Below are 25,766 nucleotides of genomic sequence, written 5' to 3' on the forward strand. Positions count from 1 at the left end.
GATGACGCTGCACGTGGAAGCGGTAAGCAAGCGGTTCCTCGGAGTCCTGGCGCTCGACCGGGTCGACCTCGTCCTGCGGGCCGGCCGGGTGCACGCCCTGGTCGGCGAGAACGGGGCAGGCAAGTCCACGCTCATCAAGGTCATGACCGGAGTCCACCGGCCGGACGGCGGCCGGATCACCTACCGGGGCGAAGAGGTCGGGTTCGCCGCGCCCCGGGACGCCCAGGCCGCCGGCATCAGCACGATCTACCAGGAGCTCAACCTGGTCGCCGCGATGAGCGTCGCCCGCAATCTGTTCCTGGGCCGGGAGCCGCTCAACCGGCTGCGGCTCATCGACTTCCCGGCCATGCACCGCGAGGCGCAGGCCGTGCTGGGCCGCTACGGGGTGGCGGTCGACGTCCGCCGGGCGCTGGGGGAGTTCAGCACCGGGGTGCAGCAGATGGTGGCGATCGCCCGCGCGGTGTCCACCCGGGCGCGGGTCGTGATCATGGACGAACCCACGTCGTCGCTCGAGCCCCGGGAGGTCGACCGCCTCGCCCAGGTGATCGACCTGCTCCGGGCCGACGACGTCGCGGTCCTGTTCGTCACCCACAAGCTCGACGAGGTCTTCCGGCTCTGCCAGGACGTGACGGTCCTGCGCGACGGACGGCGGGTCTTCCACGGCGAGGTCGCCGACATCGACCGGCTCGGGCTCGTGGCGACGATGCTGGGCCGCCCGGCCGACGAGGTCCGTGCGCACGGCCTCACCAGCTTCGGCGACGGAGCCGGGGCCGGGCGGGGCGACGACGGTGTCGCCGTGCTGCGGGCCGACGACCTGACCCGCCGGGGCGCCTTGTCGCACGTCAGCGTCGACGTGCGACCGGGTGAAGTGGTCGGTCTGGCCGGGCTGCTCGGGTCCGGCCGGAGCGAGACGGTCCGGGCCATGTTCGGCGCCGAACCCGTCGACAGCGGCACGATCCTGGTCGGCGGGAAACCGACCGGTCGACGCTGGTCACCGGCCCGGGCGATCGCCGGTGGCATCGGCCTGGTCAGCGAGGACCGCAAGGTCGAAGGCATCGTCCCCGACCTGTCCGTGCGCGACAACCTGGTGCTCGCCGCCCTGCCCCGGCTGGCTCGCGCCGGCTTCGTCTCCCGCCGGCGGTGCGACGCGCTCGTCGACACGTTCGTCCGGCGGCTGCGGATCAAGATGACCGGTCCGGACCAGCCCGTCCGGGAGCTCTCCGGCGGCAACCAGCAGAAGGTGCTGCTCGCCCGGATGCTCTGCCTGAGCCCGCAGGTGCTGCTGCTCGACGAACCCACGCGCGGGATCGACGTCGGCGCGAAGGCCGAGATCCAGGCGCTCATCGACGAGCTGGCCGGCGCCGGTCTCGGCGTCGTGCTCATCTCGTCGGAATTGGAGGAGCTGGTGGAAGGGGCCACCCGGGTGTTCGTGCTGCGCGACGGCGCGGTCGTCGGCTCGCTCGCGGGCGACGCGATAAGCGAGCACCGCATCATGACGACGATCGCCGCCGCGGCCCGCGAGGAGGCGACGAGTGACTGAGTCGGCCGGGCTCACCCTCTCCGCGCGTCCGGCCCCGAGCCCCGGGAACGGCCTGCTCCGCAGGGTGCGCGATCATGGCGTCTACCTCGCGATCGGCGTGCTGCTGGTCTTCAACCTCGTGTTCACGCCCAACTTCGCGACCGTCGGCAACCTACGGCTCCAGTTGGTGCAGGTCGTTCCGATCGCGATCGTGGCGCTCGGGATGGCGCTGGTGGTCGCCACCGAGGGCATCGACCTGTCGGTGGGCTCGGTCATGGCCATCACGGCCGCGATCATCCCGCTCTACCTGGGCTACGGCCCGTGGCTCGCGGTCGCCGCCGGTCTCGCGGCCGGTGCCGTGGTCGGCGCGCTCAACGGAACTCTCGTCGCGTTCTGCGGAGTCCAGCCGATCATCGCGACGCTCGGCGTGCTGGTCGCGGGACGGGCGGCGGCGCTGGTGCTCGCGGACGGCCGGCTGGTCGAGATCTTCGACCCCACGCTCCAGACGCTGGGCAACGGCAGCCTGCTCGGCGTCCCCGTCACGCTGGTGATCCTCGCCGTGCTCTCGACGCTCGTCGTGGTCACCGTCCGCTGGTCGGTGGTCGGCCGGCGGCTGGTCGCGATCGGCGGCAACCGCGCCGCCGCCCGGCTGGCCGGTCTTCCGGTGCGGCGCACGCTGCTGACCGTCTACGTCGTCAGCGGCGCACTCGCCGCGCTGGCCGGAGTGCTGAACACCGCCCGGCTCGGGGCCAGCGACCCGTCGTTCGTCGGCCTGCTCATCGAGCTCAGCGCGATCACCGCGGTGGTGGTCGGGGGCACGCCGCTCTCCGGTGGCCGGATCCGGGTGGTCGGCACGCTGCTGGGGGCGTTGCTGATGCAGCTGATCGCCGCCACCGTGATCCAGCACGACCTGCCGGACTCGCTGGCCCGGATGATCCAGGCCGGCATCATCGTGGTGGCCGTCTACGTCCAGCGGGATCGGGGCGGCGCATGACGACGGTCCGCACCGGACGCCCGCCCGTCACCGGCGCCGGGCTCGCCTCGATCGCGCGCCGCGCCGGTGCGCCGCTCGTCCTAGTGCTGGTGCTGGTGATCGGCGCGACCGCGTTCGGCGACGGGTTCGCCGGGCCGCAGAACATCCGGAACGTCGCCCTGGACAGCTCGTACCTCGTGCTGATCGCGATCGGCATGACGTTCGTCGTCATCAGCGGGGGGATCGACCTCTCGGTGGGATCGGTCTTCGCGCTCGCCGGAGTGCTGGCGGCCATCGGTGCGCAGTGGGGTTCGCTCACCGCGCTCGTGCTGCCGCTCGTGGTCTGCGGGCTCATCGGTCTGCTCAACGGCGTGCTGATCGGCCGGGCCCGGATCGCGCCGTTCATCGTCACGCTGGCCACCCTGCTGTTCGCCCGTGGGCTGGCCTTCGCCGCCTCGCAGGAGGGCAACAAGGTCTACCTGATGCCGCCCGACCTGACCCTCACCCGCGTCGGCCAGGCCCGGACGCTCGGCGTCGGCACGCCGGTGCTCGTCGCGGTGGGGGTGTTCGCGGTGGGACTCGTGGTCCTGAACCGGACCCGCTTCGGACAGGCCGTCTACGCGATCGGCGGGTCACCGGAGTCGGCCGAGCTGATGGGGTTGCCGGTCGCCCGGATCCGGGTCTCGGTGTACGTGCTCAGCGCCCTGCTGGCCGCGCTCGCCGGGATCCTGGTCGCCGCGCAGACGTCGTCCGGGTTGCCGACGATCGGCGAAGGGCGGGAGCTGGAGGCGATCGCCGCGGTGGTGATCGGCGGCACGCTGCTCAGCGGAGGGATCGGCACGCTCACCGGCACGCTTGCCGGTGCGCTGCTGCTGAAGGTGATCCAGAACCTGATCAACCAGGTCGGCACGCTCAGCTCCTACTACCAGCAGGTCGTCAGCGGTGTGTTTCTGCTGCTCGTCGTCCTGATCCAGACGGGCCTGAGCCGCCGCGGGGCCGGCCGGGTGGACGAGGAGGTCACATGAGCCAGCAGGTGCGTGTCGCCGTCGTCGGGACGGGACCGTGGTGGGGACGTCAGCACGCGATCGCGTTCTCCACCCGCACCGACGTGCGGTTGTGCGCGGTCGTCGGCCGCACCCGGCCGCGGACCGAGGAACGGGCCGCCGAGTTCGGCGTGCCCGGTTACGTCGACGTGGACGACATGCTGGACCGGGAGAAACCGGATCTGGTCGCGGTGTGCCTGCCGAACGAGGGCCATTTCGAGCCGACGCTGCGGATCATCCGCGCCGGTTTCCCGCTGCTGGTGGAGAAACCGCTTGTCTTCGACCTCGACCAGGCCGACCAGCTGCTGGCCGAAGCGGCCGGCCGCGGGCTGTTCTTCGCGATCAACTTCAACCACCGGTACGCCAAGCCGGTGCAACTGGCCCGCGAGGCGGTGGACGCCGGTGCGCTCGGCCGGCTGACGTTCGCCACCTGGCGGTTCGGCGGGGAGGCCGGCACCAGCGCCCACCGGCACGCCAACCTGATCGAGACCCAGTGCCACGGGCTGGACATGCTCGAACATCTCTGCGGTCCGATCAGCTCGGTGATGGCGCAGATGACCGACGTCACGGACCGGGGCTGCTCCACGCTGAGCGTCGCGCTGCGGTTCGAGAACGGCGCGGTCGGGTCGCTGCTGGGCACGTACGACTCGTCCTACAGCTATCCCGACACGCATCGGCTGGAGCTGAACGGCCTCGACGGCCGGGTGGTCGTCGAGGACACCGTCCGCCGCTACACGTTCACCCCGGCCGGGCACGAGATCAGCAGCGTCTGGCAGGCCGGGTACTTCAACGACCGGGAGCGCCACTTCCACGCGACGTTCGACCGCCATCTCGACGCGATGCTGCCCGCGTTCGCGGCCGGTGAGCCGCCGCCCGTCCCGGCCACCGCCGGCCGCCGCGCGTTGCGGCTGGCCCACCGCATCATCGACTCGTTCGAAACCGGCACCCGCGTCGACACACCCCGGGATTGAGGCAGGAAAGGCGGGAGGCACGACATTGCTGTCGACGGCGGGGGCCGAGAAGCTGGGTCCGTGTCGATAGTGGTCCAGCGGCGTCTCGCGCTCACCGTCAGTGCCGCCGGGGCGATGATCGTCGCGCTGGACGGCACGATCCTGCTGATGGCGCAGCCCAGCCTGCAGCGCGACTTCGACGCGACCGTGGCCCGGATCCAGTGGACGAGCACCGCGTACCTGGTCGCGGTGGCCGCGCTGCTCGTCATCGCCGGACGCCTCGGTGACCGGTACGGGCATCCGCGCCTGTTCCTCGTCGGGGTGATCGGCTTCGGGGCCGCTTCGGCCGGGATCGCGCTCGCGTCGAGCCTGGGGTGGGTGATCGCCCTGCGTGCCGTGCAGGGCGGGTTCGGCGCCCTCCTGCAGCCCGCGACGCTCGCACTGCTGCGGCTGACGTATCCGGCCGACCGCCTGGGTACGCCGATCGCGATCCGCACCGGGGCGATCGCGGTGGCGGCGGGATCCGGCCCCGTCCTCGGCGGTTTCCTGGTGGCGCAGCTGGGATGGCGGGCCGCCTTCTGGGTCAACGTGCCGATCGTGGTCCTGATCGCCGCGCTCACCGTCGCCGTGCGGACGCCGGCCCCCGAACGTGACCACGCGTCCCGGCTCGACCTGACCGGCGCCGGCCTGCTCGCGACCGCGCTCGCGCTGCTCGTCCACGCGCTGGCCGAGGTGCCGGGGCGGGGCTGGGCCGCGCCGGCGACGCTGCTCGAACTCCTCGCCGTCGCGGGCGTCGTCGTGGTGCTCGTCCGGCACGAGCGCCGCACGGCGTCCCCGATCGTTCCGCCGGCCGTGGCTCGCTCCGCGTCGGTGATCGCCTCGGTGGTGCTGCTGCTGCTCATCAGCGCCGGCCTGTTCGGCGCCCTGTTCACCGGCACGTTCTACCTGCAGGACGTTCTGCGCCTCGACCCGTTCACCACGGGGTTGCGCGTGCTGCCGCTGACCGCGCTCATGGTGCTCGGCGCACCGGTCGCGAGCATCGCGCTGCGCCGGCAGGGTGCCCGGCGCACCGCGACCGTGGGCACGGTCCTGGTCGTGCTCGGCATCGCCGCGCTGTCCCGGGTCGGTCCGGATACGCCGACGCCCGGCCTGGCCGCCGCGCTGGCCGTCATCGGCGCCGGGTACGCCGCGGTGATGGTCACCGCCACCGGCACCGTGGTCGGCGACGCGCCGCCCGGTTACGCCGGCCTGGTCGGCGGGCTCAAACAGACCGCGATGAACATCGGTCCGACGGTGGGCACCGCCGTCGCCGCCGGCGCGATCGGCTCCAGGATCTCCACGATCGGCCCGGCGTTGCTCCTCCTGGGCGCGGTCGCCGCCCTCGGCCTCGGGCCCGCCTCGTGGCTCCCGGGCCGTCCACAGCCGTAAGTTGGCCATTTACATATGTAGATCATCGGCATATCGTTTCCATTATGGATGACCACGCGCTGGAGCGGCGATACGCGCGCGTCCTGCGGCTCTACCCGGCGGCCTATCGGCGCGACCGCGGATCCGAGCTGATGGCGACGCTGCTGGAGTCGGCGGGCGACCGAACGCGCCCCTCGGCGAACGAGGTCGGGAGCCTCCTGCTGGGCGCGCTACGCGCTCACGCCGGGCCGGAGCCCCGCAGTGTCCGGAGCAGCAGGCGGACGGTGTACCGGGTCGCGGCCCTCACGCTCCTGGTCTCGGCGGTCGCGAGCGCGCCGGTGCGGATCGCCGCGGACCTCGCGTCCGGCGCGCCGGTGAACCAGTGGCTCTTCGCCTACGACGTGCCCGATCTGGTCGCGTCGCCGCTCGTTCTGATCGCGCTCGTCGCCGCGCTGCGGGGCAGCTACCGCACCGCGGTGGCGAGCGCCGTCGGCGCGGCCGTCGTGAACGCCTCGTTCGTCGCGCTCACGTCGGCCGGGGCGAGCGGCGAGTTCCTTCTCCATCTCGGCGCCGCCGCGATGCTGCTGCCGCTCGTCGGCGAGGCTCCGCGCCCGGCGTCCGGCCTGCTCCGGTATCTGCCGCTGGCCCCGATCGTGCTGCTGATCGCCGATCGGGTCGCGCTCGGAGCCTCCTCCGAGGTCGCTGCGGTGCTGTACGTCGTCGGGCCGCTCGTGCTCAGTGCACTGGCCGCGCTGTGGGCGGCGGTGGACGAGCGGGTGGCGATGGCCTTCGGGCTCGTCCTCCTGTCCGAACTGCTGCTCCGGGCCGTCGTCCTGGCGGCATTCGTCGCCCAGGCCGGGATGCCGACGACCCCGGCGGAGATCGGCCGGCAGGCGGTCCTGGCGGCCGTCGGGCCCGCCTTGCTGCTGTCGGTCTCCGCCGTCGCCGTCCGTCGACGCGCTCTTCCGTGAGCGGCTCAGCGCCGGAGCTCGCCCCGCAGAACGCTGGTGGCCGAGTGACCGGGGTCGCCGTCGAAGGCCTCGGCCGAGATGTCGATGCCGCGCCACCCGGCTGGGTCCAGACCGGGTGGAAGAGGGAACCGGGCGACCTCACCGGGACGCACCGCGCCCATGGCCTGCATCCGGGTGGTACCCGGCACGAACATCCAGGCCTCGTAGAATCCGTTGGTCAGCGGGAGGTCACGGACGTCGATCTCGAGCGTGTAGCGCTCGCCGTCGCGGATCAGGCGGGCGTCGCCCGTTCCGCCACCGCCGCCGACCGGTGCCAGCGCGCTGGACGCGGCCACGGTGTCCACCGGGGTCGCTGCGGGCCGGATCGCCTGCCAGCCGAGCGTCGCACCGGCACCGAGGACGACACCGAGAACGCATGCCGCCGCGGCGGGCAGGAGGTAACGCAGCCGGCGTGGGGCCGCGGTCCTGCGTTCGACCCGGGTCTCCGCTTCGATCGCCTGCCACACCCGGAGCGGGGGCGGTGGAGGCTGCAGGTCGTCCGGGCCCACTTCCTTGCCCAGCTCGATGACGTCCTGAAATGCGCGGTAATCGGCGAGGCACGTCGGGCACTCGGCCAGATGCGCGCGTTCGTCGTCAGCTCCCGCGAAGTCTTCGTCCAGCGCGAGCAGCGGCAACCGGTCAGGATCGACGTGCTGCATTGTCCACCTCCTCCCACGACTGTCGTAACCGCTCGATACCTCGTCGTAGGTGGGATTTAACGGTGCCGAGCGGTAGCCCCGTCAATCCGGCGATCTGGGTGTGCGTGAGGTCGTCGAAGAAGGCTAGCTGGACGACCCGCCGCTGCTCCGGGACGAGTCGGGCCAGCTGGTCGGCGACGACCAGCCGGTCGAGTATGCGCTCCGGGCCCGGGTGGGACGGAACGGCCGGTTCGGTGGCCTCCACCACCTGCGCCAGGCGCGCGTCGCGCTGCATGGCCCGGAGCCGGTCGACGAGCTGGCGCTTGGCGATCCCGATCAGCCAGCCCGCCAGGCGTCCCCGGTCCGGGTCGAACGTGGCGCGCCCGCGCCAGGCGGCGACGAAGGTCGCTTGGGTCAGGTCCTCGGCGTCGCTGGGGCTGGGCAGGGCCTGACGCCCCAGCCGGTAGACCAGCCCGCCCCACCGTTCGTACATCGCTCGCAGCGCGCGTTCGTCGCCGGCCAGGAATCGGGCCGCGAGCGCCGCCTCGTCGTCGGATCCGGTGCGGTCGGAGTGCGTGAGCGCCAACCGGGGGGCCTGGGGACCGCTCGGCGATCCGGATGTGTCGGGTCCGGAGGCCTCGGACGGGGTCATCAACCGGCCTCCTCGACGGTTGTCATCCTCGGTCATCGTGTGGGTTCACCCATTGATCAGGCACCACGGCGGCGAGGGCCGCAACTCGACGGCGGGGCGGAGACTCGTGGTCGTCCGCCCCGCCGCGAGGATCAGGGCAGGTCGCTCGGGCGCAGGACCCGGTCGATGGCGTGCGCGATCTGCTTGTTGCCCTTGTTGACGTCGGCCACGACGACGCGCGGGTCGCGGTCGTTCCAGTCGGCGTCCACGAGGCGGATGGTCTTCTTCTTCCAGTGACCGTCGACGCACACCTGGATGGTCGCGCCGGCGGCGGTCTTGAGCTTCGCTCCGTTCGACTTCAGCGCGGCGGCCTTGTCGATCGTCGCGCCCGGGATCACGTGGTAGAGCAGCACGGCCTCCACCGTGTCGATGCCCAGCCCGGCGACCGCGGTGAACGCCTGGCGCTCGCTCGTCCAGTGGTGGGTGCCCTTGAGGTCGGCCACCAGCGCCTGGAACGCGGCGTCGGTCGGGACGAACGCCGTGAGCGGCGTCTTGCCGTCGGCCAGCACCTTCACCGGGCTGTTGGGCTTGGCCTTGAGAACCGCCTTGACCGCGGCGGTGAGGATGTCGAAGTCCTTGCTGTTACGGTCGAAACCGCTCTTGTCGGCGGTCAGGACCGCTACTAACGACTTGTTGCCCTTCGGCGTCGGCTTTCCGGTCGCAGCGGCCGGTGCGGCGGCAACGGCGGTGGCGAGCAGAGCGGCGGCCGTGACGGCGACCGCCTGAGTGCCGAGTCGGACGAGCTTCATCGCTGACTTCCTCCCGTAGACACGGTGGCTGGTTGCCACATCCACGTCTACGACCGGCACATCGGTAACGGATGCACCAGACGACGATCAATTTCGACGGGCCCGGCTATCTGCCGATCGGCAGATATCCGCCCGGGCGCGGAGCCGGGATCGTAAGGACATCGCCGCTCGAGGAGGCATCATGTCCCTGGAAACCGCTCACCGGCCCGTCTGCGCCGAGGCCGCTACGGTCCCGCCGCCCTCGACCCGCGCGGTGGTGGCGGCCTACGTGGCCGCGGCCGCGGCCACGGTCGGCTTCATCCCGCTGCACGCGATCTGGGCGCTGGGCATCCCGCTGTTCGCCGACCCCGACCTGTTCCGCCCCTGGTACGAGGACGGCGGCGGGACCTACCTGCTGACGCTCAACCTGCTGGCCCTCCTGCCGGCCGTGCTGGCCCTGGCCCTGGTCCGGCCCTGGGGCCTGTGCTTCCCGCGCTGGGTGCCGATCGTCCGCAGGCGCGGGGTGCCGCGCATGCTGCTGATCGTGCCCGGCGCCGGGCTGTCCGCCGCGCTGCTGGCCTACACCCTGTTCGCCGCCGCCCTGATGCCGTTCCAATGGAACGACCCGGCCGCCATCTTCGACCCGAGGACCGGCGTGTACGGCGTCATCCAGTTCTCGGTCTGGATCACCGGCCTGGCCATCGCCACCCGCTCCTACGCCCGGCGCACCCGTTAGGCGGTGCGTCACGGCGCCGGCTCGGACGTACCCGGGGCGTGCTGAGCGGGGTAGTCCTCGAGGGTCAGGTTCGTGGCCGGCCGGTCGACGATCTTCATCAGCGGCCCGAACAGCGACAGCGCCGAGAAGCCGAGGTTGCGGGCGACGATCCCCGGCTTCGTGCCGGGCGCGAGCAGGCGCCCGGCGTTGATCTTCTGCGAGACCGACGCGTAGTCCCGGTACGTGCTCTCGTACCGGGCGAACGCCGCGACGTGGTCGCCGCCCGCGCGGGCGAGTTCGCCGGCGAGGACGTACGCGCCGACGACGGCCAGCCCGGTGCCGAAACCGCCGAGCGCGTTGCCGTAGGCGGCGTCCCCGACCAGGACGACACGGCCGGCGGAGTAGCGGTCGACGGTGACGCGGCTGATCGAGTCCAGATAGAACTCACGTGCGTGCGGGAGCTCGGCCAGCAGCTCCGGAATCCGCCACCGGCCGCCCCGCAGAGCGTCGGCGAGGAACTGCTTCTGCGCGTCGGCGTCGCCGCGGCCGGCCGGTGACAGCGGCGCCGCGAACACGAAGAACGCGGACGCTTTGGGGCCGCCGAGAGCGGCCATGATGCCGGGCTCGTTGTACATGACCTCGTTGCCGTCGACGTCGAGGTCGGCGAGGGCGTAGTAGTAACCGAGGTGGCGGACGTAGTCCGACTCGGGGCCGAACGCGAGCGCCCGGACGTTCGAGTGGATGCCGTCGGCACCGACGACGAGGTCGAACGTCCGCGGGGCACCGTGTGCGAACGAGACGTCGACGCCGTCACCGGTGTCGGCGAGCGCGGTGACGGAGTCGCCGAAGACGTACTCGCAGGTCTCCGCGGTGAGGCCGTAGAGGATGTTCGCCAGATCGCCGCGCGGGACGTTGATCTCGCCGCCGGCGAACGCACCCGGGACCGAGCCGACCTTGCGGCCGCGAGCGTTGACCAGGATGCCGTCCTCGCTGGGGACGGCGGCGCGCCGGACGGCGTCGAGAATGCCCATCTTGCGTAGTATGCCCAGGTGGATGGGGCCTTTGAAGTCGACGGCCTGGCCGCAGGCACGGACCTGCGGGGCCTTCTCGACGACGGTGACGTCGAACCCGTAGCGGTGCAGCCAGTAGGCGAGCGCGGGTCCGGCGATGCTGGCACCGGAGATGAGGACGCGGGTGTTTGTCATCAGGCGTTTCCTGTCCGTGCGGTGGTGACGGAGCGGAAGGTGCGGTCGAGGTCGTCGAGCGCATCGGTGGCGTCGTGGATCAGGCGTGCGACGAGGGGGTCGGAGCGGTCCGACGCGAGCACGGCCGCACCGATCGCGTCGGTGATCGTCTGGACGACCGAGACCAGAGCGGCGGCGTGGGCCCGGGCCACGATCGTGGGCACCTCGGGGTCGGTGGCGGCGAGCGACGCGGTGATGGCGTCGGCCTGTCGTTCCCGTTCCTCCAGCGCGAACCGCCGGAGCACCGGGCTGACCAGGCACTGCGCCGGGAACTCCCCACGCGCGAGTTCCGGGGGCTCGAGCCGGAGCCGGTCGATGTCCTCCAGGACGAGCGGGCGGAGAGCGGCGGCCGGGCTCGTGCCGGTGGCCCGCTCGCGCACGACGCGGCCGTAGCGCTCCCGGATCTCCTCGGCGCGGTCGAGAACGAGGTCCTGCTTCGTCGGGAAGTAGTTGTAGATCGTCTGGTCGGACACCTCCGCGGCCCGAGCCACGTCGACGACCGACACCTCGTCGTAGCCGCGCGCCGCGAACAGGCCGGCGGCGACGTCGGCGATGCGCTCGCGCGTCTCAGCTTTCTTGCGTTCCCGAAGTCCCACGAATTTAGAGTAACTAAAACTTTTGGCGACGCCAAAAAAGTCGTCCGAGTAGCGGTCAATAGCTGGCCTCTACTGGGCCGATAGTGGTCTGTGGGTGGCCGGAGCGACCGGCGCCACCGGAACAGATGGAGCAGGCCCGTGTCCCTCGCTTTCGACGTCAACTGGCTCGCCGTCCTCATCGCGACCGTGGCCTGCACGGTCCTCGGCGGCCTCTACTTCGGCCTCGCCGTGTCGCGCCCGTACGCCGCGGCGATGGGTCGGGTCGGCCAGCCGGCCTGGAGGCCCCCGGCGTCCGCGCTCGCCGGTCAGACGGTGGCGACGCTGCTCGTCGTGATCACCAGCGCCGTGCTGCTGCGCACGCTCGACGTCCGCGAGGTCGGCACCGCGCTGCTGTTCGGCCTCGTCGTCGGCGTCGGTTACCTGGCCGCGATGGTGCTCAACATCGCGATCAACCCGAACTTCCCCCACCCGTTCCGCTACGCCCTGCTCAACGCCCCGTACTTCCTCGCCTGCAGCCTGCTCACCAGCACGGTGATCGCCCTGCTGGCCTAGGGGGGCGGGAACGGCTCGCGGAACGTGAAGGCCTTGGGGGACGCCCCTCCGGCCACCAGTGCGAGGCGTTCGCACGCCTCCTCCACCGTGGGGAGGTGGCCGGCGGGCACCCACCACAGCACCAGCGACGCCGGCAAGTCGTGCGGCCGGAACCAGTCGCGGCGGCGGCGCAGGTAGTCGAGGTGGGCGCTGCGGTACGAGAACGTGCGCAGCGCCTCGACCGAGTCCCAGACCGACATCGTCACGATCACGTCCGGATCGAGCGGTCGCACGGTCGTCGCGTCGCCCTCGGGGCCTTCGGCCAGCCGCCAGACGAAGCCGGGCGACGCGTCGGCGAGCGCGTTCATCGCGTCGAGGCCGGCGACGAACTCGGACATCACGGGGTCGGTCAGCGGGGCGCGGAGGCGGGCGACGTTGAAGTGGGCCAGACGGTGTGCGCTCGTCATGGCGACCAGCACACCAGATCGTCCTGTCTAACGTCAATCAGAATTGTTTTTAGAAACGACGACGCAGCAGCGGCCGGGAGCGGCGTCCATTCGCGCCGTCCAGTCGGTTCCGTCGAGCAGGCCGGAGATCAGCGCCAGGTTCATGCCGCACACCAGCGGCGGGAACTGTTCGGCCAGCCGGTGGAACGGGCAGTTGTTCAGCCGGAACCCGGTGGGCGTCTCCTCCGGCACGTAGCCGTGGGCGGTCAGCCGGGCGCGGACGTCCCCACCGGACGACGCCCGGCGGCCGTGTTCGCGGGCCACCTCGAAGAGCGCGGTGTCGGCCCCGCTGCGCTCCACCGACTCGGCCAGCAGCTCGGCGGCCGTCCGGTAGTCCCGGGGAGGTGCGCTCACCGCGTGCTCGGTGGCCGACACCCGGTACAGCTTCGCCGGTCGGCCGGCGCCCGGGCCCGAGCGCCCGTTGCGGCGGCCGTAGGACACCTCGAGCAACCCGGCGTCGACGAGTTTGTCGAGGTGGAACGCCGCAAGCGTGCGCCCGACGCCGAGGAGCTCGGCGATCTCGTCGCGCCCGAGCGGCCGGGCCCCGGCCGCCAGCACCGCCTCGTAGGCCGCGCGCCGGGTCGCGTCGGTCAGCGCGGTCAGCGCGTCCAGACCGGCGTCGGGTCCGTCCAGCGCTGTCACGCCGTCATCGTAGGCACGCTAGATGTGCGTCGCGTACACCTCGTCCGGCATCGCGACGTACGCGGTCCGCGGCCGCACCTCGGTCACGATCCCGCTGTCCAAGCTGTACAGCGCGGGCACCGCGGCGATCGTGCCGCGCCACACGGCCACGTCCACCAGCGGGGAACGCTGGCACAGCTGCTCGATCGTGTAGGCCGCGTGCAGCGCGCTGACGTCGGTCGTGTTCACCGCTCCGGCGTGCCGCGCGCGGAGCACGTTGGGGGTGATGCGCTCGGCGATGTCGCGGATGTAGCCGGGCGGCACCTGTCCCTCGTCGACGATCCGGCTCGCCGCGGAGACCGCGCCGCACTCCTCGTGGCCGAGCACGACGATCAGCGACACCCGCAGCACCTCGACCGCGAACTCGACCGACCCGATGACGGCCGAGTCCAGCGCGTGCCCCGCGGTCCGGACGACGAACAGGTCGCCGAGCCCCTGGTCGAAGAGGATCTCGGCCGGCACCCGGGAGTCCGAGCAGCCCAGCACCAGCGCGAACGGATTCTGTGCGCGGCTGATCGCGGCGCGGCGGGCTGCCCCGCGGTCGGCGTCGGCCGTGCTCCGGCCTTCGACCCACCGGGCGTTGCCCTGCAGCAGCCGGGACCATGGGGACGAGGCCACCGGTCCGATTTTGTACACGTCACCCTCCGGATCAGTCCAGGATCGCGCGGGTCACCGCGACCTGTTCGGTCAGTACGCCTCGGATGAGGCCCTGCGTCTGGTTGATCTCTTCGACCGCGGTGTGGATCTCGGCCAGCGACGCGGTGACCTCGTCGACCCGGGCCTGGATCGTGTCGACCTTGCTGCTGACGTCGGTCGTGGCCCGCTCGGTCTCGCTGGAGAGCTCCTTGACCTCGCCGGCGACGACGGCGAAGCCCTTGCCGGACTCACCGGCCCGAGCGGCCTCGATCGTCGCGTTGAGCGCGAGCAGCTTGGTCTGCGCGGCGATCGACTGGATCGCCCGCACCACCTCGTTGATCTCGGCGCTGGCCTGGCCGAGCACCGCGACCTGCTGGTTCGCCTCGTCGGCGAGGTGCTCGCTGCGCTCGGCGACGGTCGCGGCCGCGGTGACGTTGCGCTCGACCTCCGCGATCGATTCCAGCAGCTCGCGGCCGGCGTTCTGCAGCTGCTCGGCGGACGCGAACCGCTCCAGCGCCGATCCGACCAGGAACGCGGTGTTGCGCAGGGCGGCTTCCCGGCCCGGATACATGATCAGCGTCCGGGTCGCGAAGAAGTCCATCGTGCCGACGATCTCGCCGCCGACCCGCACGGGCAGGCAGACGCCCGATTTGACCCCGGCGGCCTGCGCGGCGGGCCGGCGGACGCAGTCGGTCATCTCCCCGAGGTCCTCGACGAAGTAGAGGTCGCCGCGGGCCCAGGTGCGACCGGACAGGCCGACGCCCTTCGCGAACGACGCCTGCCTGGTCACCTCGCGGAACTCCGGGCCGGCGTCACCGGACTCGATCGCGAACCGCAGCACCTGCTGGTCCTGGTCGAGCTGCCAGAACGAGCCGTACTGCCAGTCGAAGTATTGGCGGATCGTCTCCAGCGCGGTCCGGAGGGCCTGGTCCCGGCTCGTCGCCTGGGTCAGCTCCCGGATCACGTGCGAGACGGCCTCGACGTCCTGGGCGGCCTTCTCCTGCCGGATCGCCTCCTGCAGATGGGCCAGCGCGCGCGAGACGAGGTTCCCGACCGCGCGCAGGACCGTCAACCGGCCCGCCGACGGCTGCAGCTCCTCGGTGGCGAAGAAGTCCATCGTGCCGACGACGTGGTCGCCTTCCATCAGCGGGAAGCACACCCCGCTACGCACGCCGGCGCGCGCCGCGGCCGGAGCGCGCACGCAGTCGCTCAGATCCGCGATGTTCGGCACGAACACGAGGTCGCGGGCTTTCCACGCGCGTCCGGACAGGCCGACGCCCTCGGCGAAGGCCGCCTCCAGCGTGACCTTGCGGAACTCGTCGTTGACGCTGCCGCTCTCCTGCGCGAACCGGAGTTCGTGGCCGGACGGGTCGAGTTGCCAGTACGACCCGTACGCCCAGCCGAACAGCTCGCGGATCAGCGTGAGAGCAGCCCCGATGGCTTCGTTCGGGGTTCTGGCCTGCTCCACCGCCCGCATGATCGCGGTCAGCGCCTGTACGTCGGCCTGCGCCTCCGCCAGTTCGGCCTGCGGCTGCGCCGACCGGTCCGACGACGCTCTCCAGCTGAATCCCATGGGTGCCCTTCGCGAGAACGCCGTTTAACAGCCGACGTCCTCTTCGGCGGCGAACCCCTACATCTGAGGGTTGAACCGGGAGAACTCCGCCTCGCTCCAGCGCAGCCCGGCGGCGTTGTCGACCCGCACCACCCGGTCGACGGTGAAGTCGACGAGACGTTGCGCTCCGGGGACGCCTGCGGCGTGGGCCCGGTCCCAGTCGACGACCGCCGAGCCGGTGAGATGGAGCAGCGTGCCGGTGGTCCAGTCGGGCAGCAGGAGGCCGGCGCGCGGGTTGACCTCCAGGTTGCCGAACGTGTTGAACATCGAGTTGCCGGCGTAGTCGGGCCAGCGCAACCGTGTCGGACCCGACGCCAGGAGGAAGCCGGGATTGCCGCCGCGGTGCGAGGCGTCGGTGTTGCCGTCGAGGTCCGCGGTCGTGATGAAGAACGTGTCGGCCGTAGCGATGAAGTCCAGGTCCGCGGGGGTGAGCTCGGTACCGCGCCACGCGACGCCCGGCGCGCCCGGCGTGCGCGTCGGCACCCGGGCCTGGATGTACTTCGGGCAGTTGCCGTACACCTGCGCGAGCTCGACCCGCAGACCGGCGGGGGTGGGGTGGGCGGTGCCGTTCATCCGGACCCGGCGGCGCGTGTCGGGTTCGATCACGATCATGCCGACCGGGACCGGCTCGGTCAGGGCCTCGCGCAACGGGTCGCCGGGGCCGGGCGTCGCGGCGATCGTGAGCGTGGACGGTCCGTCGACGTCGAGGAAACCGGGCGGGCCGGTGAGCAGGGTCGCCCACGGGTCGCCGTCGCGGTCGGTCGCGCCGAGTACGAGCATCGGCTGCTCGGCCAGGAACATGCGTGCCCCGCGGGGGATCGCGGGGCGTTCGAGCATCGGGGCCAGGCGGGCGGCCTCGTGCAGCACGCCCGCGCGCTTCTGCGCGCTCAACTCGCCGCGGTGAAATGTCGTCATCGCCCGCTCCTCGCTCTAACCGGTGATGACAACTTTAGGAGTTAGTCGAGCGATCGGCAACCGATGAAAATCAGTTAACCGGTTAGGATCGACGTCATGGACCCCCGGCCGCTGCTCGGCGAACCCCTTCCGCTGGACCTGGTGAACACGCGGTGGACCGACGACCGGGGCGCCCACGACCTGCTGGAGCTCCCCGGCGGGCTGGCGATCTGGCTGTCCTCGGCCGGTCTGGCCGACACCGTGCCGGAGTCGCCGGAGACCCTCGACGCGCTGCGGGCGACCCGTGACGCGCTGGCGCGGGGAGACGCCGACCGGCTCAACGAGACCCTGCGCCACGGCCGGATCGGGCGCAGGCTCGGCCCGGACGGGCCGGAGAACGTGGTCGAGACCGACACGCCGGGCTGGCTCGCCGCCTGGCTGGCGGCCGAGCACTACCTGCGGCTGCTGGAACAGGACCCGTCCCGGATCCGCGACTGCGCCAACCCCGGGTGCACGCTGCGGTTCTACGACGTGTCCAAGGCCGGTGCGCGCCGCTGGTGCTCGATGGCGGCCTGCGGCAACCGCGCCAAGGCCAGGAGCCACTACGCCCGGCAGCACCGCCGGGCGCAGTGACCGGTCAGGAGACCGCGGTGCCCTCGAGTTCGACCAGCAGCGACGGGATCGCCAGCCGCGTCACGCCGAGCATCGTCGTGGTCGTCGCGGTGCCCAGCCGGGCCGGAATCATCCCGTAGTGCGCGAAGAGCAGGTCGACGTCGGTCGTGTACACGTTCAGCCGGACCAGGTTCGCGAACGTCATGCCGGCCCGGTCGAGTACGGCGGCCAGGTTGTCGAGGCTGAGCGCCAGCTGGGCCGCCATGTCGTCGTCGTGTTGCGGCTTGCCGTCGGCGCTCGTCGCGGTCTGCCCGGAGACGTAGAGCGTGCGGGTGTGCCCGGAGACGAGTTCACCCTGGTGGAAACCCAGCTCCGCCGACCAGGTCGACGGGTTGATCGCGGTGCGTTGGATGTTCATGAAGCCACGCTCCCAACAAAACACGACACCTTGTGTCGTGATTCGATGGCGACGTGCGTGCCGATCGGTTGGTCTCGTTGGTGCTCCTGCTGCGCCGGCACGGCCGGTTGACCGCCGAGACACTGGCCCGCGAGCTGGAGGTGTCCACGCGCACCGTGCTGCGTGACATCGAGGCGCTGTCCGCGGCCGGGGTGCCGGTCTACGCCGAGCGCGGGCGGCGCGGCGGGTTCGCGCTGCTGCCCGGCTTCCGTACCGAGCTCACCGGCTTGAACGACGACGAGGCGCTCGCGCTGCTGGTCTCCGGGGCGCGGCCGGGCGCGCGGGCGTTCGGCCTCGGCTCGGCGCTCGCGTCGGCCATGCGCAAGGTGGTCGACGCGCTGCCCGAGCACCAGCGGGGCGTCCAGCGGCTGCTGCTCGACCCGGAGATCGACCTGTTGTCGCGCCGGGCGGCGCCCGAGGAGATTCCGGGCCCGGTCCTCGCCGAGGTGCGTTCCGCGGTGCTCACCGGGCACAAACTGCGTATCCGCTACGCCGCTCGCGGCGCTGCCCCGCAGTGGCGCACCGTCGACCCGATCGGTCTGGTCACCGTGCGTTCCCAGGGTTACCTCCTGGCCACGAGGGACGGCGCCGACCGCACCTATCGCCTGTCCCGGATCGACGCCGCCGAAGAGCTCCCCGAGGTCGCGGAGCGGCCGGATCACGTCGATCTGGACGCGGTGTGGCGGGAGCGCAGCGCGCGCTTCCGGGCCGGCGGTGACGTCGTCACGGTGCGGCTGCGGATCGACCCGGCCCGCCGCGAGGAACTGGCCGGAACGGCACTGACCGTCGACGACGAACGAACCGAGGACGGCGGCTGGGTGCGGCTGGAAGCCACGTTCCAGGATTCGCGGCACGCCGAATGGGCACTCTGGCAGCTCTCCACCCGGGCGGAAGTACTCGCCCCGCAGCGGCTCCGCGCGGTTCTTCACGATCGGGCCGCTGCACTCTTGCATTTCTACGGTAGCGTAGGTTACGGAAGCGTAACCAGAAGCAGCAGGGAGTTGCCGGAATGACCGATCAGCTGACGACAGCCGGCCTGCTCCTCGAACTCGAGCCGGTCGTCGAGACCAACCTGAACCGCCACCTGGCCACGGCCAAGGAATGGTTCCCGCACGAGTACGTCCCGTGGAGCCAGGGCACCGACTTCGACGGCGTCCTCGGAGGTACGGCCTGGTCCGAGGAGCAGTCCACGCTCAGCGACGTCGCCCGCACGTCGCTCATCGTGAACCTGCTCACCGAGGACAACCTGCCCAGCTACCACCACGAGATCGCGCAGATGTTCGGCCGCGACGGCGCGTGGGGCACCTGGGTGCACCGGTGGACCGCCGAGGAGGGCCGGCACGGCATCGCGATCCGCGACTACCTGCTCGCGACCCGCGCCGTCGACCCGATCGCGCTGGAGCGCGCCCGGATGGTGCACATGGGCACCGGCTTCGAAAACGCCTATCTGGACGACACGGTGCTGCACGGCATCGCGTACGTGTCCTTCCAGGAGCTCGCCACCCGGGTCTCGCACCGCAACACCGGCAAGATCAGTGGGGACCCGATCTGCGATCAGCTGCTGGCCAAGGTCGCCGCGGACGAGAACCTGCACATGATCTTCTACCGCAACCTGCTCGGCGCCGCGTTCGAGCTGGCGCCCGACGCGGCGATGCGAGCGGTGACCGACGTGGTCAAGACGTTCCAGATGCCCGGTCACAGCATCGAGAACTTCGGCCGCAAGTCGGTCCAGATCGCGATGGCGGGCATCTACGACCTACGGATCCACCACGACGAGGTGGTCATCCCGGTGCTGCGTAACCTCAAGGCGCTGGAGACCACGGGCCTGTCCGACGACGGCGAGAAGGCCCGCGACGAGCTGGTGGAGTTCCTCGCCGAGCTCGACCGCCAGGCGACCCGGTTCAGCGAGCGCCGCGACAAGATCGCCGCCAGGAAGGCCGCCCGCTCAGCCTGAGGCCCGCACCGCCCGGCCGGGGAACGCGTCCCGGAGCAACTGCCCGTCGGCCACGACCGGCTCCCCGTTCACGAGCACGTGGACGAAGCCGGTCGAGGGCCGCACGGAGTGCTGGTACGTCGCTGCGTCGGTGACCAGCTCCGGGTCGAAGACCACCACGTCGGCGTCGCAGCCGACCTGGAGCCGGCCCTTGCGGCGCATCGCCGGCGCGGCGTTCTCCAGCACCCGGGCCGGCAGCACCGTGCACTTCGCGAGCACGTCGGTGAGCGGCAACGTGTCCCGCGCGATGCGCAACGTGCGGCCGTACGTCCCGGCGCTGCGCGGGTGGGTCCGCGCGAACGCCGGCGGCGGCCACTGCATCGGGTCGTACGGGTGGCCGTCCTCGATCACGAACGGAACCGCGTCGGACGCGACGACCGCGTGCGGGAGCGCGGTGAACCGCGCGAGCCGGTCGGCCGACTTCACCTCGTCGAACATCCGGATGAACGCCAGCCCCGACGGGTCGGAAGCGCGCAGCTCGAGCAGCCGCTCCACCGAGGCCACGGTCTCGCCGGTGCGGGCGTAGACGACGTCCTGGGGCGTGCCGGTCGCACCGAGGACGTGCAGCCGATCGGGGTGGAAGTAGTCGGCGCCGATCGAACTCATGCCGGTGCCGTACGGGTACACCTCACTCGTGACGTTCGCGCCCTCGGCCCGGACGGTCTCGACCAACGCCTGCACCCGGTCGAGGTGGCGCGTCGACGTGGAGTTGATGTGGCAGTAGTGCATGTGGGCGCCGGTCTCGCCGGCGACCCGGGTGATCTCCTCCGCGCCGTCGACGGCGACGTCCGGGTCCTGCTCGACGAGCGGCCGCGCGTGCGTGAACGTGGGCACTCCGGCCGCGGCGGCGAGCCTCGCGATCTCGAGGTATTCGCGGGGGTCCGTCGCGGCCGCGTAGCCCAGCAGGATGCCGATGCCGAGCGCGCCGTCGGCGAGTTCCTTCTCCAGCAGACCGAGGATCGTCGGCAGCGCGGCCGGACCGCGCCAGGCCGACGACCCGAGGTCCTCGAGCGGCCCCGTCGAACCCTCGCCGAGGGGTGAGCCGCCGGCCACGTGCATACGGATCCGCGCCCACGACGCCGAGAAGCCGTAGTTGATCGGGCGCCCCTCGGCCGCGGCCCGCGCGTAGGCCGCCGACACCGGCGCCGCACCGGCCTCGAGCTCCAGCGCCGTGGTGACGCCGTCGAGCGCCTGGAGGCGGCACTCGGCGATCGCCTGGCCGTGGCTGTGCAGGTCGATGAACCCGGGGGACACTACGAGCCCCCGCGCGTCGATCCGCCGCCGGCCGGTGAGCTCCGCCGCGGAGACCGCGACGATCCGATCACCGTCGATGCCGACGTCCCGGATCCCGTCGAGGCCGGTCTCGGGATCGACGACACGACCTCTGCTGATCACTAAATCAAAACTCACACCGTGGACCGTATCGGTCAGCCTCTAGGGGGCCGGGGTCGAGCGACCCCAGCCCGCGTGGCGGGTGGCGTCGCTCAGCAGGGGCAGGACGCGGTAGGGGATCGGCGTCGAGACCGTGAACGTCGACGTCGTCTTGCGCACCCCCGCCAGCCGCACGATCGCCGCGGTGAGCCGCTGCAACTCCTCGAGCGAGGCGATCGCGACGTGGACCAGCAGGTCCTCGCGCCCGGCCTGGATCCGGACCTCGAGCACTTCGGGCAGTTCCCGGAGCCCGTCGATGATCGTCGGCATCTCCCGCTGATCGATCTCCAGGCTCACCAGGGCCTGCACCGGCAGCCCGATGACCGACAGGTTGATGATCGGCTGGAAGCCGACCAGGATCCCTTCCTCCTCCAGGCGGCGGAGGCGGTGCTGCACGGTCGTCCGGCTCACGCCCAGCCCGGCCGCGAGCTCGGCCACCCCGGCGCGGGCGTTCGTCATCAGCCGCGACAGCAGCTCGACGTCGAGGCGGTCGATCGTTGCCATTCCGCCAACCTCCGGATCGCCCGCTGCGCGCTTATCACGTCACTGTGACTAGTTGTCTGCCGATCAGTTGACGATATCGCTGAGCATATCGAGACTTTGCGTGTCGCGTCGCCAGCATTCCCGGCCGAATGCCCTTCGTTCTGCTCATGCGGAGATCCCGCCTCTGAGCAGGGCGTTCGGGCCCGCACCACCAGGGAGCACACGATGATCCAACTCCTCACCCCCGACGGCGTCCTCGACCGGAGCCACGAGCTCGACGTCGATCTCGCCCGGACCCTCTACCGAGACATGGCCCGGGCTCGCCGCCTCGACCAGGAAGCGCTCGCGCTCCAGCGGCAGGGCGAACTCGCGCTGTGGCTGCAGTCGTGGGGACAGGAGGCGGCCCAGGTCGGTTCGATGCGCGCGCTCGCCGACGAGGACTGGGTCTTCCCCTCCTACCGCGAACACGCGGCCGCCCTGGTCCGGGGCATCACCCCGACCGAGCTGCTGACCCAGTGGCGCGGCTCCACCCACGCGGGCTGGGATCCCGCCGCCTACCGGTTCCACTTCTACTCGCTCGTCCTCGGCACGCAGACGCTGCACGCCACCGGCTACGCGATGGGCACGAAGCTCGACGGCCGCAGCCAGGTCGTCGTCACGTACTTCGGCGACGGAGCCGCCAGCCAGGGCGACGTCAACGAGGCGTTCAACTGGGCCGCGACCAGGAGCCTCCCGGTCCTGTTCATCTGCCAGAACAACCAGTGGGCGATCTCGACCCCGACCGCGCTGCAGTACGGGGCGCCGCTGCACCAGCGCGCGGCCGGCTTCGGCCTGCGCAGCTACCACGTCGACGGCAACGACGTCCTCGCCGTCCACGACGTCACCCGGCGCGCCGCGGCGAGCGTCCGGGCCGGCGAGGGGCCGGCGCTCATCGAGGCGGCGACGTTCCGGATGGGCGGGCACTCCACGTCCGACGACCCGAAGCGCTACCGCGACCAGGCCGAGGTCGACGCCTGGGCGGCGAAGGATCCGCTGATCCGGCTGCGCACGCTGCTGGAACGGTCCGGGGTCCGGCCGGCGTTCTTCGCCGACCTCGACGCCGAGCTGGGGGCGTTCGCGCTCGAGGTCCGCGCCGCCTGCCACGCGATCGAGGGCGGCGACCTCGAGGAGCTCTTCGGCTACACCTACGCGGAACCCCATCCCACGGCCGAACACGAACGCGCCGCCTACCTGGAGCGCTCGGCATGACCGTGACCACGCTCGGCAAAGCACTCAACGCCGCACTCCACCGCGCGCTGACCGACGACGCCAAGGTGCTCGTCATGGGCGAGGACGTCGGTGCGCTCGGGGGTGTCTTCCGGGTCACCGACGGCCTGCAGAAGGAGTTCGGGGCCGACCGTGTGCTCGACTCCCCGCTGGCCGAGTCGGCGATCGTCGGCACCGCGATCGGGCTCGCGCTGAACGGCTACCGGCCGGTCGTCGAGATCCAGTTCGACGGCTTCGTCTATCCGGCCTTCGACCAGATCGTCTCGCAGCTCGCGAAGATGCGGGCCCGGTCGCGGGGCACGGTGACGCTGCCGGTCGTCGTCCGCATCCCGGTGGGGGGAGGAATCGGCGCGGTCGAGCACCACAGCGAGTCCAACGAGGCCTACTTCGCGCACACGGCCGGGCTGCGCGTGGTCTCCTGCTCGCACCCGGCCGACGCGTACCGCCTGCTGCGCGCCGCGATCCGTTCCGACGACCCGGTGATCTTCTACGAGCCCAAGCGGCGCTACTGGGACCGGGGCGAGGTCGACCTCGACGCCGAGCCGGCGTCGCTCGATCGGGCCCGCGTCCTGCGGACGGGCACCGACGTGACGCTCGTGGCGCACGGACCCTCGGTCGGGGTCGCGCTCGAGGCGGCTGACGCCGCGGAGTGCTCCGTCGGGGTGGTGGACCTGCGGACGCTGTCGCCGTTGGACACCACGACGCTGCGCCGCGCGGCCGAGGCGACGGGTCGCCTCGTCGTCGTGCACGAGGCGTCGACGTTCCTGGGTATCGGCGCGGAGATCGCCGCCGCGGTCACCGAGGCCTGCTTCTACTCGCTGGAGGCGCCGGTGCTGCGGGTCGGCGCGTACCACCTGCCGTACCCACCGGCGCTCGTCGAAGACCAGTTCCTTCCGGACGTCGATCGTGTCCTCGACGCCATCGACGCATCACTGTCGTTCTGAGGAGTACCGATGAGCTTCTTGCGGGATCTCCGGGATCGGGACTTCGAGCAGCTGGTGGTGTGCCGCGACCCGGCCACCGGTCTCGAGTCCGTGATCGCCATCCACGACACGACGCTCGGACCCGCCCTCGGTGGCGTCCGGATGCGGAGTTACGCCGACCCGGAGGACGCGGTCCGGGACGCGATGAACCTCGCCCAGGCCATGACCTACAAGTCCGCGGTGGCCGGGCTGGAACTCGGCGGTGGCAAGAGCGTCATCAACGCACCGGCGGACTCCCCCCGGCGCGACGACCTGCTCGCCGCTCACGCGCGGTTCATCGCCTCGCTCGGCGGCCGGTACATCCCGGGCGCCGACATGGGCACCGGAGCGGCGGACATGGACCTGATCGCGCGGTACGTGCCGAGGGTCTCCAGCCGCCGGGACCCCTCGCGGTTCACCGCCCGGGGCGTGCTCCGTGCGCTCGACGCCGCGGCGTCGTGGGCCGGTGTGCCCGTGCGCCGGGTGGCCGTGCAGGGCCTGGGGAAGGTCGGTTCGCACCTGGTGGAGCTGTTGCGGGCCCGGGGTGTCGACGTGGTCGTCGCCGACGTCGACGCATCGCGGGTGCGCGGCCTGGACGCCGTCGGAGTCGACGAGATCCTCGCGGCCGACGTCGACGTCGTGTGCCCGTGCGCCGCCGGAGGTGTGCTGACCGAGGCGGTGATCGACCGGCTGAAAGCCCGGGTCGTGGTGCCGGGTGCGAACAACGCCCTGGCCGCGGACGCGGACGCGGCCATGCTCGCGGCGCGGGGCATCGTGTTCGTCCCGGACTTCGTGGCCAACGCCGGCGGGGTCATCGCCTGCGAGGCCGAGGTGAAGGGCACCGACGACGCGATCGAGGCGAAGATCGACGCGATCGGCGCCACCACCGAGTCCATCCTGGAGCGCGCCTCCCGGCACGGCACCGACCCGCTGACCGAAGCCAGGTCCCTGGCGGCCCGGCGCCTCTCCACCCACCGCCCGTACTTCCCGGCGGGTGACGCCACCCGGTGACCGCTCGATCCGGACTACACAAGGGCACGTAGGTACAAGTCGTGTACCATCACGGCATGAGCATCGATCCTTACGGTGACCGGGCCGTCTACAAGCAGTTGAGTGATCTGTTGGCGGCCGGTATCAGGAGTGGTGAATACCAGCCGGGAACGCCGATCCCGTCGGAGAGCAAACTGATGACGCGGCACAACGTCGCGCGCAACACCGTGCGTCTGGCGATGGGCGTACTACGCGAACGGGGCCTGGTCGTGACCCGCCACGGACGGGGCACGTTCGTCTGCGGCGAGGAGAACGACCAGGAGCAGGATCAGCCCAGCACCTCGCGGAGCCGGGCCGCGAACTCCTCGGGCTTGCCCGCGTAACCGTGCTCGCCGCCGAGGAACCCGCCGTGGTGGCTCGGGAACACGACCGCCTCCTGGCCGAGCAGGGCGGCGGTCGCCCGGGCCGTCCGCGCGGTGTAGGTGTCGGCGGACTCCTCGCCGACGGCGATCACGATCCGCGTCGGCGCCGCGGCGAGCAGCCCCGCATCCGGGCGGTAGTCACTGACCGCCCAGGAGTTCTTCGAGAGCAGCGGGTCGTCGCGCGCGCCGTCGTCCACGTCGGGCATGCCGAACGCAGCCGGGTCCGGGGCCGGTTGCGTGAAGTACTCGTCGGTGAACTCGCCCTGCCAGGACGTCATCACGATGAACGCGGCCATCCCCGCGCCCGAGCCGCGGGTCTCGTAGGCCTCGTTGAACGCCGCCCGTGCCCGCTCCACGGCCGCGGCGTCGGGAAGCACCGCGTTGATCGGTGGCTCGTGCGCCACCAGCGTCACCACGTCACCGGGGAACCGGGACACCAGTTCCAGCCCGGTCACCGCGCCTCCGCTGCTGCCGAACACCTCCACCGGCCCGGCACCGAGCGTCTCGATCAGCAGGTGCAGGTCGGCCGCCTGCTGCTGCGGGGTGTTGTCCAGACGCCCGTCCGAGCGGACGCTCCGCCCGAGCCCGCGGGGGTCGTAGGTGACGACGGTGCGGTCGGCGAAGTGCTGCGCGAGTGAACCGAAGCCCTCGGCGCTCATCGGCTGACCGATCATCAGCAGCACCGGCCGCCCGTCGGCCGGGGGGAGCGGCCCCCGCACGTCGTAGACCAGATCGACGCCGGGCGCGGCAAGCGTGCGTGTCTCGAGCGTGCTCAT

29 protein-coding genes are annotated in these 25,766 nt (G+C 71.6%); 15 read left to right on the forward strand and 14 right to left on the reverse strand.

Annotated features, from left to right (window positions below; genetic code table 11):
* The first annotated feature begins 1 nt into the window (after position 1).
* The 6 genes from CRYAR_RS08300 to CRYAR_RS08325 all read left to right on the forward strand — a co-directional run bounded on the left by CRYAR_RS08300 (position 2) and on the right by CRYAR_RS08325 (position 6,863).
* Positions 2 to 1,540 carry a sugar ABC transporter ATP-binding protein gene (locus CRYAR_RS08300; RefSeq protein ID WP_035849567.1) on the forward strand — a complete coding sequence of 513 codons (1,539 nt, stop codon included), beginning with the start codon at positions 2 to 4 and terminating at the stop codon, positions 1,538 to 1,540.
* Positions 1,533 to 2,513 carry an ABC transporter permease gene (locus tag CRYAR_RS08305; RefSeq protein WP_035849569.1) on the forward strand — a complete coding sequence of 327 codons (981 nt, stop codon included), beginning with the start codon at positions 1,533 to 1,535 and terminating at the stop codon, positions 2,511 to 2,513. Before CRYAR_RS08300 ends, CRYAR_RS08305 begins: the two co-directional genes overlap by 8 nt.
* Positions 2,510 to 3,517 (forward strand): ABC transporter permease, encoded by a 1,008-nt coding sequence (locus CRYAR_RS08310; protein ID WP_035849571.1) that lies wholly within the window; start codon positions 2,510 to 2,512, stop codon positions 3,515 to 3,517. The genes CRYAR_RS08305 and CRYAR_RS08310 overlap by 4 nt, the downstream gene beginning before the upstream one ends.
* Positions 3,514 to 4,506, forward strand: a complete 993-nt coding sequence (locus CRYAR_RS08315; protein ID WP_035849574.1) for a Gfo/Idh/MocA family protein — start codon at positions 3,514 to 3,516, stop codon at positions 4,504 to 4,506. The genes CRYAR_RS08310 and CRYAR_RS08315 overlap by 4 nt, the downstream gene beginning before the upstream one ends.
* A 114-nt stretch (positions 4,507 to 4,620) precedes the next feature.
* On the forward strand, positions 4,621 to 5,913 hold the full coding sequence (locus CRYAR_RS08320; protein ID WP_051571961.1) for an MFS transporter: 1,293 nt from the start codon (positions 4,621 to 4,623) through the stop codon (positions 5,911 to 5,913).
* Positions 5,914 to 5,957: 44 nt separating this feature from the next.
* The gene (locus tag CRYAR_RS08325; RefSeq protein ID WP_035849578.1) at positions 5,958 to 6,863 is read left to right on the forward strand and encodes a hypothetical protein; all 906 of its coding nucleotides are present in this window, start codon (positions 5,958 to 5,960) and stop codon (positions 6,861 to 6,863) included.
* Positions 6,864 to 6,868: 5 nt separating this feature from the next.
* On the opposite strand, the gene CRYAR_RS42860 is transcribed toward CRYAR_RS08325, so the two are convergent.
* From CRYAR_RS42860 to CRYAR_RS08340, 3 genes are all read right to left on the reverse strand, one after another.
* Complete coding sequence (locus tag CRYAR_RS42860; protein WP_051569926.1) at positions 6,869 to 7,561, reverse strand: anti-sigma factor; 693 nt, start codon at positions 7,559 to 7,561, stop codon at positions 6,869 to 6,871.
* Positions 7,542 to 8,192, reverse strand: coding sequence for an RNA polymerase sigma factor (locus CRYAR_RS08335; protein WP_084700247.1), 651 nt, complete (start codon positions 8,190 to 8,192; stop codon positions 7,542 to 7,544). The genes CRYAR_RS42860 and CRYAR_RS08335 overlap by 20 nt, the downstream gene beginning before the upstream one ends.
* Positions 8,193 to 8,323: 131 nt before the next feature.
* Entirely contained in the window at positions 8,324 to 8,980 is a 657-nt protein-coding gene (locus CRYAR_RS08340) for a fasciclin domain-containing protein (protein ID WP_051569927.1), read from the reverse strand.
* Positions 8,981 to 9,161: 181 nt separating this feature from the next.
* Here CRYAR_RS08340 and CRYAR_RS42865 point away from each other — a divergent pair, with 181 nt between their 5' ends.
* Complete coding sequence (locus tag CRYAR_RS42865; protein WP_051569928.1) at positions 9,162 to 9,695, forward strand: hypothetical protein; 534 nt, start codon at positions 9,162 to 9,164, stop codon at positions 9,693 to 9,695.
* A gap of 8 nt (positions 9,696 to 9,703) precedes the next feature.
* On the opposite strand, the gene CRYAR_RS08350 is transcribed toward CRYAR_RS42865, so the two are convergent.
* Positions 9,704 to 10,879, reverse strand: a complete 1,176-nt coding sequence (locus CRYAR_RS08350; RefSeq protein WP_035849586.1) for an FAD-dependent monooxygenase — start codon at positions 10,877 to 10,879, stop codon at positions 9,704 to 9,706.
* A complete protein-coding gene (locus CRYAR_RS42870) occupies positions 10,879 to 11,514 on the reverse strand; it encodes a TetR/AcrR family transcriptional regulator (protein WP_051569929.1) in 636 nt (211 codons plus the stop codon). The genes CRYAR_RS08350 and CRYAR_RS42870 overlap by 1 nt, the downstream gene beginning before the upstream one ends.
* 138 nt (positions 11,515 to 11,652) lie before the next feature.
* On the opposite strand from CRYAR_RS42870, the gene CRYAR_RS08360 reads away from it, so the two are divergent.
* Entirely contained in the window at positions 11,653 to 12,066 is a 414-nt protein-coding gene (locus CRYAR_RS08360; RefSeq protein WP_035849587.1) for a DUF1761 domain-containing protein, read from the forward strand.
* On the opposite strand, the gene CRYAR_RS08365 is transcribed toward CRYAR_RS08360, so the two are convergent.
* The 5 genes from CRYAR_RS08365 to CRYAR_RS08385 are packed head-to-tail and all read right to left on the reverse strand — an operon-like array spanning position 12,063 to position 16,395.
* Positions 12,063 to 12,512, reverse strand: a complete 450-nt coding sequence (locus tag CRYAR_RS08365; RefSeq protein WP_035861358.1) for a DUF3291 domain-containing protein — start codon at positions 12,510 to 12,512, stop codon at positions 12,063 to 12,065. The two genes, CRYAR_RS08360 and CRYAR_RS08365, sit on opposite strands and share 4 nt — an antisense overlap.
* 33 nt (positions 12,513 to 12,545) lie before the next feature.
* Positions 12,546 to 13,184: a helix-turn-helix domain-containing protein gene (locus CRYAR_RS08370; protein ID WP_035861360.1), complete on the reverse strand. Its 639-nt coding sequence runs from the start codon at positions 13,182 to 13,184 to the stop codon at positions 12,546 to 12,548.
* A gap of 27 nt (positions 13,185 to 13,211) precedes the next feature.
* Positions 13,212 to 13,859 (reverse strand): carbonic anhydrase, encoded by a 648-nt coding sequence (locus tag CRYAR_RS08375; RefSeq protein WP_157018602.1) that lies wholly within the window; start codon positions 13,857 to 13,859, stop codon positions 13,212 to 13,214.
* A 22-nt stretch (positions 13,860 to 13,881) separates the two neighbouring features.
* On the reverse strand, positions 13,882 to 15,441 hold the full coding sequence (locus CRYAR_RS50110; RefSeq protein ID WP_035849589.1) for a GAF domain-containing protein: 1,560 nt from the start codon (positions 15,439 to 15,441) through the stop codon (positions 13,882 to 13,884).
* A 57-nt stretch (positions 15,442 to 15,498) separates the two neighbouring features.
* Positions 15,499 to 16,395, reverse strand: coding sequence for a pyridoxamine 5'-phosphate oxidase family protein (locus tag CRYAR_RS08385; protein WP_035849592.1), 897 nt, complete (start codon positions 16,393 to 16,395; stop codon positions 15,499 to 15,501).
* Between the two features lie 96 nt (positions 16,396 to 16,491).
* Between CRYAR_RS08385 and CRYAR_RS08390 the strand changes: the two genes are divergently transcribed.
* Entirely contained in the window at positions 16,492 to 17,007 is a 516-nt protein-coding gene (locus tag CRYAR_RS08390) for a CGNR zinc finger domain-containing protein (RefSeq protein ID WP_035849593.1), read from the forward strand.
* 4 nt (positions 17,008 to 17,011) lie between these two features.
* Here CRYAR_RS08390 and CRYAR_RS08395 read toward each other — a convergent pair whose 3' ends face one another.
* On the reverse strand, positions 17,012 to 17,398 hold the full coding sequence (locus CRYAR_RS08395) for a Rid family hydrolase (RefSeq protein WP_035861365.1): 387 nt from the start codon (positions 17,396 to 17,398) through the stop codon (positions 17,012 to 17,014).
* A gap of 59 nt (positions 17,399 to 17,457) precedes the next feature.
* Here CRYAR_RS08395 and CRYAR_RS08400 point away from each other — a divergent pair, with 59 nt between their 5' ends.
* Positions 17,458 to 18,456, forward strand: a complete 999-nt coding sequence (locus CRYAR_RS08400; RefSeq protein WP_051569931.1) for a helix-turn-helix transcriptional regulator — start codon at positions 17,458 to 17,460, stop codon at positions 18,454 to 18,456.
* Positions 18,453 to 19,397, forward strand: a complete 945-nt coding sequence (locus CRYAR_RS08405; RefSeq protein WP_035849595.1) for an acyl-ACP desaturase — start codon at positions 18,453 to 18,455, stop codon at positions 19,395 to 19,397. The genes CRYAR_RS08400 and CRYAR_RS08405 overlap by 4 nt, the downstream gene beginning before the upstream one ends.
* On the opposite strand, the gene CRYAR_RS08410 is transcribed toward CRYAR_RS08405, so the two are convergent.
* On the reverse strand, positions 19,389 to 20,846 hold the full coding sequence (locus CRYAR_RS08410; protein ID WP_035849597.1) for an amidohydrolase family protein: 1,458 nt from the start codon (positions 20,844 to 20,846) through the stop codon (positions 19,389 to 19,391). The genes CRYAR_RS08405 and CRYAR_RS08410 overlap by 9 nt on opposite strands.
* A 24-nt stretch (positions 20,847 to 20,870) precedes the next feature.
* Positions 20,871 to 21,371, reverse strand: coding sequence for an Lrp/AsnC family transcriptional regulator (locus CRYAR_RS08415; protein ID WP_035849599.1), 501 nt, complete (start codon positions 21,369 to 21,371; stop codon positions 20,871 to 20,873).
* Positions 21,372 to 21,575: 204 nt separating this feature from the next.
* Here CRYAR_RS08415 and CRYAR_RS08420 point away from each other — a divergent pair, with 204 nt between their 5' ends.
* From CRYAR_RS08420 to CRYAR_RS08435, 4 genes are read left to right on the forward strand one after another with little or no spacing between them, the layout of a single operon-like run.
* Complete coding sequence (locus CRYAR_RS08420) at positions 21,576 to 22,598, forward strand: thiamine pyrophosphate-dependent enzyme (RefSeq protein ID WP_035849601.1); 1,023 nt, start codon at positions 21,576 to 21,578, stop codon at positions 22,596 to 22,598.
* Positions 22,595 to 23,560: an alpha-ketoacid dehydrogenase subunit beta gene (locus tag CRYAR_RS08425; RefSeq protein ID WP_035849604.1), complete on the forward strand. Its 966-nt coding sequence runs from the start codon at positions 22,595 to 22,597 to the stop codon at positions 23,558 to 23,560. The genes CRYAR_RS08420 and CRYAR_RS08425 overlap by 4 nt, the downstream gene beginning before the upstream one ends.
* A gap of 9 nt (positions 23,561 to 23,569) precedes the next feature.
* Positions 23,570 to 24,589, forward strand: a complete 1,020-nt coding sequence (locus tag CRYAR_RS08430) for a Glu/Leu/Phe/Val dehydrogenase dimerization domain-containing protein (RefSeq protein ID WP_035849607.1) — start codon at positions 23,570 to 23,572, stop codon at positions 24,587 to 24,589.
* Positions 24,590 to 24,645: 56 nt separating this feature from the next.
* Positions 24,646 to 24,951 carry a GntR family transcriptional regulator gene (locus tag CRYAR_RS08435; protein ID WP_084701798.1) on the forward strand — a complete coding sequence of 102 codons (306 nt, stop codon included), beginning with the start codon at positions 24,646 to 24,648 and terminating at the stop codon, positions 24,949 to 24,951.
* Here CRYAR_RS08435 and CRYAR_RS08440 read toward each other — a convergent pair.
* Positions 24,897 to 25,766, reverse strand: a complete 870-nt coding sequence (locus CRYAR_RS08440; protein ID WP_035849611.1) for an alpha/beta fold hydrolase — start codon at positions 25,764 to 25,766, stop codon at positions 24,897 to 24,899. The genes CRYAR_RS08435 and CRYAR_RS08440 overlap by 55 nt on opposite strands.

Origin of the sequence: Cryptosporangium arvum DSM 44712 (genome assembly GCF_000585375.1) — a bacterium.
GTDB lineage: Bacteria > Actinomycetota > Actinomycetes > Mycobacteriales > Cryptosporangiaceae > Cryptosporangium > Cryptosporangium arvum.

Excerpts from the sequence above, each read along its gene's own strand:
- CRYAR_RS08430 (WP_035849607.1), top strand. The coding sequence starts at position 23,570 with ATGAGCTTCTTGCGGGATCTCCGGGATCGGGACTTCGAGCAGCTGGTG.
- CRYAR_RS08325 (WP_035849578.1), top strand. The coding sequence starts at position 5,958 with ATGGATGACCACGCGCTGGAGCGGCGATACGCGCGCGTCCTGCGGCTC.
- CRYAR_RS08340 (WP_051569927.1), bottom strand. The coding sequence starts at position 8,980 with ATGAAGCTCGTCCGACTCGGCACTCAGGCGGTCGCCGTCACGGCCGCC.
- CRYAR_RS08350 (WP_035849586.1), bottom strand. The coding sequence starts at position 10,879 with ATGACAAACACCCGCGTCCTCATCTCCGGTGCCAGCATCGCCGGACCC.
- CRYAR_RS08310 (WP_035849571.1), top strand. The coding sequence starts at position 2,510 with ATGACGACGGTCCGCACCGGACGCCCGCCCGTCACCGGCGCCGGGCTC.
- CRYAR_RS08390 (WP_035849593.1), top strand. The coding sequence starts at position 16,492 with ATGGACCCCCGGCCGCTGCTCGGCGAACCCCTTCCGCTGGACCTGGTG.
- CRYAR_RS08335 (WP_084700247.1), bottom strand. The coding sequence starts at position 8,192 with ATGACCCCGTCCGAGGCCTCCGGACCCGACACATCCGGATCGCCGAGC.
- CRYAR_RS08440 (WP_035849611.1), bottom strand. The coding sequence starts at position 25,766 with ATGAGCACGCTCGAGACACGCACGCTTGCCGCGCCCGGCGTCGATCTG.
- CRYAR_RS08420 (WP_035849601.1), top strand. The coding sequence starts at position 21,576 with ATGATCCAACTCCTCACCCCCGACGGCGTCCTCGACCGGAGCCACGAG.
- CRYAR_RS42860 (WP_051569926.1), bottom strand. The coding sequence starts at position 7,561 with ATGCAGCACGTCGATCCTGACCGGTTGCCGCTGCTCGCGCTGGACGAA.
- CRYAR_RS42865 (WP_051569928.1), top strand. The coding sequence starts at position 9,162 with ATGTCCCTGGAAACCGCTCACCGGCCCGTCTGCGCCGAGGCCGCTACG.
- CRYAR_RS08365 (WP_035861358.1), bottom strand. The coding sequence starts at position 12,512 with ATGACGAGCGCACACCGTCTGGCCCACTTCAACGTCGCCCGCCTCCGC.
- CRYAR_RS08385 (WP_035849592.1), bottom strand. The coding sequence starts at position 16,395 with ATGACGACATTTCACCGCGGCGAGTTGAGCGCGCAGAAGCGCGCGGGC.
- CRYAR_RS08315 (WP_035849574.1), top strand. The coding sequence starts at position 3,514 with ATGAGCCAGCAGGTGCGTGTCGCCGTCGTCGGGACGGGACCGTGGTGG.
- CRYAR_RS08405 (WP_035849595.1), top strand. The coding sequence starts at position 18,453 with ATGACCGATCAGCTGACGACAGCCGGCCTGCTCCTCGAACTCGAGCCG.
- CRYAR_RS08300 (WP_035849567.1), top strand. The coding sequence starts at position 2 with ATGACGCTGCACGTGGAAGCGGTAAGCAAGCGGTTCCTCGGAGTCCTG.
- CRYAR_RS50110 (WP_035849589.1), bottom strand. The coding sequence starts at position 15,441 with ATGGGATTCAGCTGGAGAGCGTCGTCGGACCGGTCGGCGCAGCCGCAG.
- CRYAR_RS08435 (WP_084701798.1), top strand. The coding sequence starts at position 24,646 with ATGAGCATCGATCCTTACGGTGACCGGGCCGTCTACAAGCAGTTGAGT.
- CRYAR_RS08415 (WP_035849599.1), bottom strand. The coding sequence starts at position 21,371 with ATGGCAACGATCGACCGCCTCGACGTCGAGCTGCTGTCGCGGCTGATG.
- CRYAR_RS08425 (WP_035849604.1), top strand. The coding sequence starts at position 22,595 with ATGACCGTGACCACGCTCGGCAAAGCACTCAACGCCGCACTCCACCGC.
- CRYAR_RS08320 (WP_051571961.1), top strand. The coding sequence starts at position 4,621 with ATGATCGTCGCGCTGGACGGCACGATCCTGCTGATGGCGCAGCCCAGC.